Source organism: Fibrella musci (assembly GCF_041321105.1).
GTDB lineage: Bacteria > Bacteroidota > Bacteroidia > Cytophagales > Spirosomataceae > Fibrella > Fibrella musci.
This window is the reverse complement of sequence record NZ_JBGGWD010000012.1, coordinates 1-11,470: the sequence shown is the minus strand read 5'-3', so window position 1 is coordinate 11,470 and position 11,470 is coordinate 1. Positions and strand designations below refer to the sequence as shown.

Below are 11,470 nucleotides of genomic sequence, written 5' to 3'. Positions count from 1 at the left end.
TCCTGTTTATATAAGCTATACGACTATGATTATCTGTGGTTTAAAACTAACACACGACGGCTCTATCGCTGTTATCAAAGACAATACGCTGTTGTTCAGCATCGAAATTGAAAAACTGAAAAATAATCCACGCTACGCCAGCATCGAGGAAACCAACCTGATTGAAGCCGTTCTGGAAGACAACGGCATCCGGCTCGATGAAGTCGACCAGTTTGCCATCGACGGTTGGGGCGGCTACGACCAGGAAGCCCTCGCCATTCAACCCCGGCTCACGATCGGCGAAACGGCCAACTGGCTGTCGGCCACGCATAACGGCCAACCCATTCAGCTGGCCGTGGCGCAGTATCAGGAACGTACTCTGGAGGACAACATCCTGACCGGGCAGCGGTTCAGTGGCCTGCCCATCGGTCGGCGCACCGTCGATTACACGAGCTACCTGCACGTGACGGGCCATGTGATGAGTGCCTATTGCACCAGTCCATTCGCTGCCAAAGGGCAGGGGTCGTATGTGCTGGTTTGGGATGGGGGCATGTATCCCCGACTCTATTACGTGAGCGCCAATTCGAAAAAAGTCGAGAACATCGGCCCGATTTTCCTGCTGATCGGCAACATGTACACGATCTTCTCGCAGCACTTTGGCCCTTATAAAGTGACAGGCGGGTTTGCCAAAGACAACCTGTCAGTAGCCGGAAAGGTGATGGCCTACATCGCACTAGGCACGGTTCGGCGGGAGTTGCTGCTCATCTTCGACGAAATCTACGCCAACAATTACGACGCCCCGATGGGCTTTGCCAACCAGTTTGCGGTGGCTTTCAAACAGCGAATCGAGGGGAAAGGCTACTCCGATGAGGATGTGCTGGCAACCTTTCATGTGTTCCTGGAAGAACTACTAGTGCTGAAGTTGGCCAAGAAAATTGGCCGTTTCCCCCGCCCCGATAAAAACCTCTGCCTGGTTGGCGGCTGCGCGCTGAACATCAAGTGGAACAGTGCCGTTCGCGAAAATGGCATGGTCAACGACGTGTACGTACCTCCTTTTCCCAATGATTCGGGAAGCGCCATTGGTGCCGCCTGCACGCTCAACCTCGCCCTGACGGGAAACATGGCCATCGACTGGAACGTATACAGTGGACCGTTCGTAGCGGAAAGCAAGCTGCCCGCCGACTGGCAGAGTCGCCCTTGCGACCTAACCAAGCTGGCCGAATTGTTGCATACCACTGGCGAACCCGTTGTTTTCCTGAATGGCCGCGCCGAGTTAGGGCCACGTGCATTGGGGAACCGCAGCATTCTGGCACCGGCCCATTTGCCCGCGATGAAAGATCGGCTGAACGACATGAAGAAGCGCGAACCCTACCGCCCCGTGTCACCAATTTGCCTTGAGCGGGCTGCCGCCAACATCTTCCTGCCTGGCACGCCCGATCCCTACATGCTCTTCGACCATCAGGTACGTCCTGAGTGGAAAGAGCGCATTCCGGCCGTTTGCCACATTGATGATTCGGCCCGGCTACAAACCATTAATGCCAAACAGAATCCGCAGATAGCGGCCCTGCTCGAAGCCTATTACGCCCTGAGCGGTATTCCGCTGCTGTGCAACACCAGCGCCAACTTCAACGGCAAAGGCTTCTTCCCCGACGTGCAGTCGGTGATGACCTGGGGACAGGTCAACTACATCTGGAGCGATAATGTCCTCTACGAACGCATGCCCGAAGAGGCCTTTTCTGGTGCGTCGGTTGCGTTGCAGGAAGTCGCCTGATTGTAGTCGGCAGTGGGCCTTTTGCGCCCCGATCGTATTCTGTTCAACCCCATTCAACTCCGTTTCCAGTGGATACGCAGATCGCAATTATCGGCATGGCCGGGCGTTTTCCGGGCGCCCGCACCATCGACGAGCTCCATCAACTGCTTCGGCAGGGGCGCGTTACCATTGCCCCCATTACTCCTCAGCGTCTGGCTGATACAACGTTGCCCGCCGACGGCAATTATCACCGGCGCGGCTACATGGACGGTATCGATCGGTTCGACCCGGCGGCGTTTGGGTTGTCGATGGCCGAGGCCCAGACCATGGATCCTCATCAGCGGCTTTTGCTGGAAGTGGTGCAGGAAACCATCGAAAATGCCGGTTACGCCCCCGATCAGTTGAAAGACACCAACACGGCAGTGCTGGCCACCGATAGCAAACTGGTGTATTACCAGCACGCCGATACCTTTGAACCAACACTCGTGACGGGCAACGGCTCGGAGTTTCTGGCCGCCCGTATCAACCGGACGTTCGGGCTGTCGGGCAGTGTGTCGGTGATCAACACGTCGTGCTCATCGGGCATGGTGGCGCTGCACCACGCCTGCAACGAACTGATCACGGGCAGTGCCGATATGGCCATTGTGTGCGGGGCCAATCTGGAGCTGTTTCCCGACAAAGCCGACGACGCCTACCACCTCGACATTGAGTCGGCGGATGGGCTGTCTGTGCCGTTCTCCGACCGCGCCAACGGCATGGTGTTCGGCGAAGTGGTGGCGGGCCTGCTGCTGAAACCGCTGGCCGCTGCCCTGCGCGACGGCGACGTGGTGCAGGCCGTGATTCTGAGCACGGCGGTCAACAACAACGGGCACCGTGCTGCCAGCCTGACGGCGCCCGATAGCACGGCGCAGGCCGAAGTAATTCTGCGGGCCTGGCAGCGGGCCAACATCGACCCCACGCAGCTTCAGTTTATCGAAGCGCACGGCTCAGGTACGTTGCTGGGCGACACGCTCGAAATGGGCGGGTTTGACCTGGCGTTTCGGAAATACACCGACCAGCCCCACCAGTGCGCCATTTCCAGCATCAAAGGAAACATTGGCCACGGGCGCAGTGCCGCTGGCCTCTCGGGGGTAATCAAGGCGGTACTGGCGCTCCGCGAGGGGGAACTGTACCCCGCCATAACGACGGGCGCACCGTTACCCTACGTGAATCATCAGGCGGCATCGGTGTATGTCAATGCCGAGGGAAAGACACTAGCTAGCGGAGAACAACCGCTGATTGGCGCCGTAAGCTCGATTGGCTTCAGTGGCACCAACTGCCACGCCGTACTACAGCAACCGCCCGTGCAGGCTCCCGCGCCGATTACCGCTACGGCCTGGGTCATTGCCCTGTCGGGGCGGCGGGCCGATCTGCTTCGCCGGAATGTTCAGAACCTACGGCAGGCGCTTTCCCAACTTACCGACGCCGATCTGCCCAATCTGAGCTATACGCTGGCGAAAGGGCGGCAGTGGCACTCGGCCCGGCTGGTCCTGACCGTGAGCACGCTCGACGAACTGGCTAGTCAGCTCGATACGTACCTGGCGAATCCGTTGGCTGAAGCAGAGATCGCCTCGACGCCCAAAGTCATTTACTTGTTTTCGGAAACCATCAGTGGCTCACCCATAGCCAGTTTTCTGCATCAACTGGCGCAGGCGGATCAGCTTACCGACCTGGGCCTGACCGCCGACCGCATGTTGGGCGTCGGGCTGGGTAAAGTGGTGGCCGACGTAGCGGCGGGCAAACGCGCCGCCTCCGAAGCTGAAACGTCGATTCGGGCGTATCAGGCCGAAGCCATTCCGAATGTAGCGGGTCGGGTTAACGACCTGCTGGCGCGGGAAGCCAACGGCCAACCCGTGCTGTTTGTCACCCTGGGCGAACCAAGCCAGATTGCCGAAGCCATTTGCCAGCATCCGCTCTTCGGGCATACCGTAACGGTAACCCAGGCGCCAGCGGTGAATGCGCCCGCCCGGGCCCGCCTCGATTGGCTGGGTACGTACCTGACTCGTGGCCTTCCGCTCAACTGGGATCGCCACTTTGCCGGGCAGTCGGTGCGGCGTATGTCGTTGCCAGCCAGTGCTTTCGATCCGAAACGTTGCTGGCTCCGCACCGAACCCCGCGCTAAAGCCACCACTACCGCTTCGCCGGCCCCCGTACACTACCTGACCGAGCCCGGCGCGACACCAACCCAACAGGCCGTAGCAGCCATCTGGGCCGAGGTACTCAACACCGACCAACTGGCCCTGACCGACAACTTCTTCGCCATTGGCGGCACTTCGCTACGGGCCTCGAAGGTGATTCAGCGGGTTAATCAGCAGTATGCCCTACACCTCGATTTCGAGGATATGTTTGATTACCCCACGCTGGCCGCGTTTTGCCAACTGATCGAGCCCGAAGCCGACCTCACCACCCAACTTACCCAAATCTGGGTTGACGTACTCAAGCAGGATACGGTGCGGCCTACCGATAATTTTTTTGAACTGGGCGGTCACTCGTTGCTGGCCAACCGCATCCTGAACCGCATCCAGGCTCTGACGGGCGTTGGGATCGACTTCGATGCATTCTTCAAAGCACCCACCATTGCCGAACTGGTCGATCTGGTTGAAGCACGGCGGCAACAGGCAAGCAGCGGCGGGCAACAGGCTATTGAGCGCATAGCCGACCAACCTTATTACGACCTGTCGAACGCGCAGAAACGCCTCTGGCTGCTGAGTCAGTTGGAAGAGAGCTCGGTCGCCTACAATGAATTTCTCTCGTACCGCCTCGATGGCCCCGTCGACATCGACGCCCTGAACCGGGCGTTTGGGGCTGTTGTGGCGCGTCACGATAGCCTTCGTACCGTCTACGACGTTATCGACGACGATGTAAAACAGCGCGTCCTGTCGGTCGACGAGCACGGGTTTGCGGTCGACGTGATCTACCTGCAAACCACCCCCGACGCCGAAGACATGGCCTGGGCGATGGCTAACCAGTTGGCCCGTGAGCCGTTCAACTTGAAAACGGGGCCGGTGATCTGGGTGAAGCTGCTGAAAATGAGCGACACTAGTCACGTGCTGCTGATCAATATTCACCACATCGCCTTCGATGAGTGGTCGATGAAGGTGTTCCTAACCGACCTTTTCACGGCCTACAGCCAATATGCGCTGGGCCACAATGCACCACTGCCCGCCACGCCCGTTCGCTATGTCGATTATGTGGCCTGGCATCAGGCGCAACTCAACAGTGACCGTCTGGCCGATAGCCGTGCCTACTGGCTCGATCAGCTTCAGGGCGAACTACCCACGCTGGAACTACCCGCCGACCTGTATAGCCCCGGCAACCGCACCTACCTGGGCGACATCAGTACCCTGACGCTGAACCGGGCCCAAACCGAAGCCCTACAGGCGTTGTGTCGGCAGCAGGGTGTCAGCATGTACATGCTCCTGCTGGCTACGGTCAACTCGCTGTTGTACCGCTACACAGGCCAGACCGACATCATCGTGGGGGCACCCGTAGCGGGACGTACCCACCTGCAACTCGAAGAGCTGGTCGGTTTTTTCGTCAACACTGTAGCGCTACGTACCCAGCTCGATGGTCAGCTTACATTCGATAAACTGCTTCAGCGGGTAAAGGCGGGCGTGCTGGGCGCGTACGAACACCAGCAATACCCCTTCGATCAACTGGTCGACGATCTGAAATTGCCACGCGGACTCGATGAGTCGCCGCTGTTCAACGTGCTGGTTGTTTACGATAAAGCCAACTGGAAAGCCCTGATGCAGGGTGGGTTCAACGGCATTCGTTTTCAGGAATACGGTGCCCGGCGTGGTACCGCCAAATTTGACCTCGATTTCACATTTCATGAAGAGCAGGATAGCCTCACGCTCACGCTGGGCTATAGCACCGATCGGTTCAGCGCCGCACGCATCAACCAACTGCTTCAGCATTTTGCCCGGCTGACCGAGTCAATCCTGACCAATCCGCTGGCACCGCTTGCGTCGTTGACACTCTTGTCGCCCGCCGACGTGCAGCGCCAACTGATCGACTGGCAGGGAACGCCGCAACCCTATCCCAACGAGGCTACGCTGCTGTCGATGATCGAAGCGCAGGTGGCTCAAACGCCCGACCGGGTGGCGGTGATACACGGCGACGCTCTGCTTACGTATGGGCAATTGAACCGGAAAGCCAACGCGCTGGCGCTTTGCCTCGCCGATCGGGGTATCGGAAAAGGCGACCTGGTGCCGGTGCTGATGTCGCGCGGCCTTGATTTTACGCTGGCGTTCCTGGCCATCATGAAAACGGGTGGCGTGGTTGCCCCCATCAGCAAACACCTGCCCGTTGGCAAACTCCGCGAACTGCTGACCGACCTGCAACCCCAACTAATCCTGACAGAAACGAGCACCGCCGACCTCGTTACCGACGATGAACCGGCCTATGTGGTCGATTACCGGCGCATCGGCGAACGGACCGAACAGCCTGCCGTAACCGTGCGCCCTGCCGACTCACTCTACGTGATTCACACCTCCGGCTCAACGGGTAAACCCAAAGGCGTCGATGTGCCGCACCGGGGCATCGTAAACCGTTTTGGCTGGATGAACCGCTACTTTGGCCCCGCCACGGCGCAATCGGTGTTGCGGACGACCAAACACGTTTACGACAGTTCGGTCTGGCAGTTGTTCTGGCCGATGGTCAACGGCGGCAAAACCGTGATTCCGCTCGAAGACCGCGAGCTCGACATGGATTATCTCTTCGAAACCATCCGCGAGCACGCCATTACCATCGTCGATTTTGTGCCCTCGCTGTTCGACGAAGTCGTGCAGAACCTGGCCGAACGGGCAAGTCAGATTCAGTCGCTGCATCACGTTATACTGGGCGGCGAAGCCATCCGGATCAACGCAACCAACCGGTTCAAAGCGCAGTATCCGGCTATCCGGGTCACCAATCTCTATGGCCCAACCGAGGCCAGCATTGGTTGCATTGCTTACGAAGTGACTGGTACTGATGAAGAGCGCATTCCCATCGGCCAACCCATCGACAACGTGCAGGTCTACGTGCTCGACGCCAATCGCCAGCTGTTGTCGGCGGGCCTGATCGGCGAGCTCTACCTGTCGGGCATTTGCCTGGCCAATGGCTATCTCAACGATCCCCAGCGGACGGCCGACGCCTTTGTGCCGAACCCCTTTGGTGGTGATAAACACCCCCGCATGTACCGCACGGGTGATCTGGTACGCTGGCTAAACGGCCCTGCTGGCCCGACGCTTGACTTTGTGGGGCGGACTGATTCGCAGGTGAAAATTCGGGGACACCGGATCGAACTGGGTGAAATTGAGCACGTGCTGCAACAGGCACCCGGTCTACAGGAGGCAGCCGTCGTGGCGATTGGTCCTGACGATAACCGGCAACTAGTGGCTTATGTGGTCGAAAAAACGGAGGCAGCCAATACGCTACCCTCGCCAGAAGAGCTGACCCTGCTCGATAGCTTCAGTGGCCCTGAATACCCGCTGCCCGCCAACGAAACCTGGCTCAACGCGTTCGTTGCGCAGGCCGCTGCTTACCCCGACCGGGTGGCGCTGGTCTGTGGCGAACGGACCATAACTTACCGGGCACTCGATACGCTGACGGCGCAACTGGCCCGACAACTGGTCGAACGCGGCGTTGGCCCCGAAACCATGCTGCCCGTTGCCTGCGACCGGTCTATCGAGTGGCTGTTGCTGCTGATGGGCGCCATGCGGGCGGGTGGGGTCTACATCCCACTTGCCCTCGACAAACCGACGCAACTCAAACAAACCATACTGGCCGACTGCGCCGCTACGTACCTGCTGACAACCGATGTGGCCAGTCAGCAGCATCAACTGGCTCGTGAGCTGCCGCAGGTAACCATCCTGACGCTCGAAACGCTGCTGGCTGCCCCCGATACAAACACGCCGCTGCCAGCGCTGACGCCCGACCAACTGGCCTACGTACTCTTTACGTCGGGTACGACCGGTCAGCCGAAGGGCGCGATGATCGAGCACCGGGGTATGCTCAACCACCTGTTGGCCAAAACCCACGACCTGCACCTTACGCCCACCAGCCGGGTAGTGCAAAACGCGTCGATGAGCTTCGATATTTCGGTCTGGCAGGCGCTGGTAGCCCTGACGGTGGGTGGACAAACGCTCATCTTCGTCGATGATGTCGTGCAGAATCCGGTGCTGTTTACTGAACAGCTGGCCCACACGCAGCCAACCATTTTGGAAGTGGTACCCACGTACCTGACGGTGCTACTGGGTATCTATGAAACATCACTGGCCAAGGCTGCACTGCCGCTGAAATACCTGCTGGTAACGGGCGAAACCGTGAAGAAAAACGTGATTGCCCGCTGGTTTGCCCGTTTTCCGGCAATTCCGGTGGTGAACGCCTATGGCCCCACCGAGTGCTCCGACGATGTAACGCACTGCATCCTGACCGAAACACCCGCCGACGATCGCATCTCGATTGGGCGGCCCGTGCTGAATACCACCATTTACATTCTCGATGAACAGCAGCGCCGTTGCAACCTGAACATACCCGGCGAAATCTGCGTGGCGGGGGTAGGCGTAGGACGCGGCTATTTGAACCAGCCCGAGAAAACGGGTCAGGTCTTCGGCGTCGATCCGTTCGCGACTGCGCCAATGAGCCGCTTGTACCACACGGGCGATCTGGGGTATTACAACGCCGACGGGTCTATCACGTTCCTGGGTCGCCGCGATACGCAGGTGAAATTCAGAGGGTACCGGATCGAACTGGAAGACATCGAATACCACCTGACCCAACTCGACGGCGTCGAGAATGCGGCGGTGCTGATGCTGGACGATGCTACGGGTAACCAATACCTGCACGGTTTTGTACAGGCTACTGCCAGCCCAACGCTCAATCCAAGCCAGTTCAAAGCCGCCCTGGCTGCCAGCCTGCCCGCCTATATGATTCCGGGCCAAATCGAGGTGATGGAGGCACTGCCGCTCACCGCCAACGGTAAAATAGACCGCAAAGTCCTGAAAAAACAGCCTGTTCTGATGCCCGAAGTTCAGCCGCTTACAGACAGCAGCGAAGCCTTTCTGGCGGCTCTACAAGCGCATTTGGCTCACTTTCTGCCCTCCCACATGCGGCCCGCGCACATCATCCGGCTCGATAAAATGCCGGTGGCGGTTACGGGCAAAATTGACCGGAAACACCTCAACTCACTGGCCTTACCCGTCCGCTCGTTGAGCCAAACTGGCTCGACGCCCCAAACCGAACGCCAACAGGCCGTTGCGGCCATCTGGCAGCGCGTATTGGGCCGCGAGGAGGCCATCGGCAATGAGCAAGATTTCTTCAGCCTGGGCGGTCACTCGCTTACCATCACCAAACTGATTGCCGCCTACCAGCGTCAGTTCGGTATCAAGCTTAACTTCCGCGATCTGTTTGTTCAAACGACCATTGCGGGGCAGGCTACCCTGCTCGATCAACGGACGGCCGCCGCCCGGCTCGAAGCGATCAGTCATGTTCCACAGGCCGAATCGTATCCGCTGTCATCAGCCCAACGACGCTTATGGATGCTCCATCAACTCGATGGCGCCCAAGCCGCTTACCATATCAGCGGCACTTTCTGGCTGACGGGTGAAGTGGATCAGGTTGCGTTTGAAACGGCCTTTACGGCACTCCTAGATCGGCACGAAAGCCTGCGCACCACGTTCCGGCTACACAACGGCGAACCCCGGCAGTTTGTGGCACCGGCTACCGCTTTCCCGTCGATTGTAACGTACCTGACCCTCAATGAGCAGCCCGAGCCAGCCTACGATACACTAGGTACGTTGCCCGCCGACGAGCCTCCGTTCAATCTGGAGCAGGATGCACCCATCCGTGTACGCCTCGTCCGATTTGGGGCGACTCACTACCAACTCGTCTTTACAATCCACCATATCGTGTCCGACGAGTGGTCGATGCGCGTGCTGGTTGACGAATTTCTGACGTTATATGCCGCCCAAACCGGGGCTACGCAGGCCGACCTGACACCGCTGCCGATTCAGTACCGCGATTTTGTCGCCTGGCAAGCCGATCAACTGGCAGGATCGGCTGGTCAACGGGCCGCCGCTTACTGGCAGCAGCAATTTGCTACACCGGTACCTGCACTCGAGTTGCCTACCGATGCCCAGCGGCCAGTTTGGCAGACATATCGTGGCGCCAACTACCAGCATCGGTTATCGCCTGAACTGACCCGGCAGCTGCGCCTGACTAGTGAAGCGGGCACGACCCTGTTCGCAACGATGCTGGCGGGCTGGAAAGGGCTGTTTCATCGGTACACCGGCCAAACTGATCTGGTGATTGGTACGCCGGTTGCCGGGCGCGATCACCCCGATCTGGATAGGCAAATTGGTTTGTACATCAACACATTACCAATTCGCACAGCCATCAATCCTGATTTGGGATTTGATGCCCTGCTTCGGTCGGTGCAACAGAAGGTCATCGACGCCTACGACTATCAGCTCTATCCGTTTGACCGTATTGTAGCCGATGCGCCTCGGGTGCTGGACACCAGCCGGTCGCCGCTGTTCGACGTGATGCTGGTGGCCGAAACGTCGAGCGTGAGTGAGCAACAGCATCGGTTTGACTCGTTTACCGTCGAACCAGCTAGTACTGGCCAAACCGTCAGCAAATTTGACCTGACGATCTATTACAATACGGACGGCGACGCGATTGATGTCAAACTGAACTACAATCCCGACTTATTCAGCGAAGCGACCATCGAGCAGATGGCGCGGCAGTTTGATCTGTTCCTGATGCAGGCACTGGCGCAACCTGCCCAGCCGTTGCGTCAGGTAACGTACCTGCAACCCGCTGATACGGATACTCTATGGCAATTGGCGGCGCAACCCGCCCGGCTGTCCCCGGCGCTGCGCGACCGACTGTCGGCAGAAGAAAAGCCAATCTATGCGGCCATTCCCGACACAAACGGGCAACTCAAAGGCATCGGTCTGGAAGGAACTCTATACGTGTCGGCGCAGCCCTGGACGCCCGAAACTGGCCTGACTACGTTCTGGCCAACGGACTTGCTAGCTCGCTTACTAACCGACCGTACGCTGGCCCTGGTGGGCGAAACAGAGCGGATGATCGTTCGGAAGAGCCGTCGTATCAATCTGATGGCGCTGGAAACGGCCTTGCAAAGCCTGCCGGGTGTACGTGACGGGTACGTTGCTTACCACCACGACGAACTGATTGCCTATGTCGGAAGCACAAAGGCGTTGACCGTCGACGCGCTTGAAACCCAATTACTGGCCTTACTACCGCCCTATGCCATGCCCACCCAATTTGTGGTGGTAGCGACCCTGCCGCGGTTAGCCAATGGTCAAATAAACATTGATGAACTGGAAAGCCTGAGCCCGCTGGCAGCAGTCGCTCAGTCAGAAGATGAGCAGGCCGTGGCTGCGCTTTGCGAAGCGTTTACTACGGTGCTGGGTCGCGAAACGGTTGATGCCGATACGGATTTTTTCAGCGAAGGCGGCGATTCTATCAAAGCCATCCAAATTATCGCCTATCTGTACCAGAAAGGGTATCGGCTGGATCAGAAAGCCATTTTCACGTACCCGGTACTGGGTCGTTTGGCGAGTCAGCTGAGTCGGGTGGGGGCGCTCATCGAGCAGACCCCCGCCCAGGGCAGCTTCCCCCTCACCCCCATCCTGGCCAGCTTCGCCAACCAGCCCCGCCACAACCCCAACCACTTCAACCAGGCCCTCT

General features: G+C 58.8%; 2 protein-coding genes. Both read left to right on the top strand.

From position 1 onward, the window contains the following. Positions 1-25: 25 nt before the first annotated feature. Entirely contained in the window at positions 26-1,750 is a 1,725-nt protein-coding gene (locus ACAW74_RS28370; protein ID WP_370701595.1) for a carbamoyltransferase N-terminal domain-containing protein, read from the top strand. Positions 1,751-1,818: 68 nt separating this feature from the next. Further along, positions 1,819-11,470: non-ribosomal peptide synthetase (locus tag ACAW74_RS28365; protein WP_370701594.1), on the top strand; the 9,652-nt coding region annotated here is incomplete at its 3' end.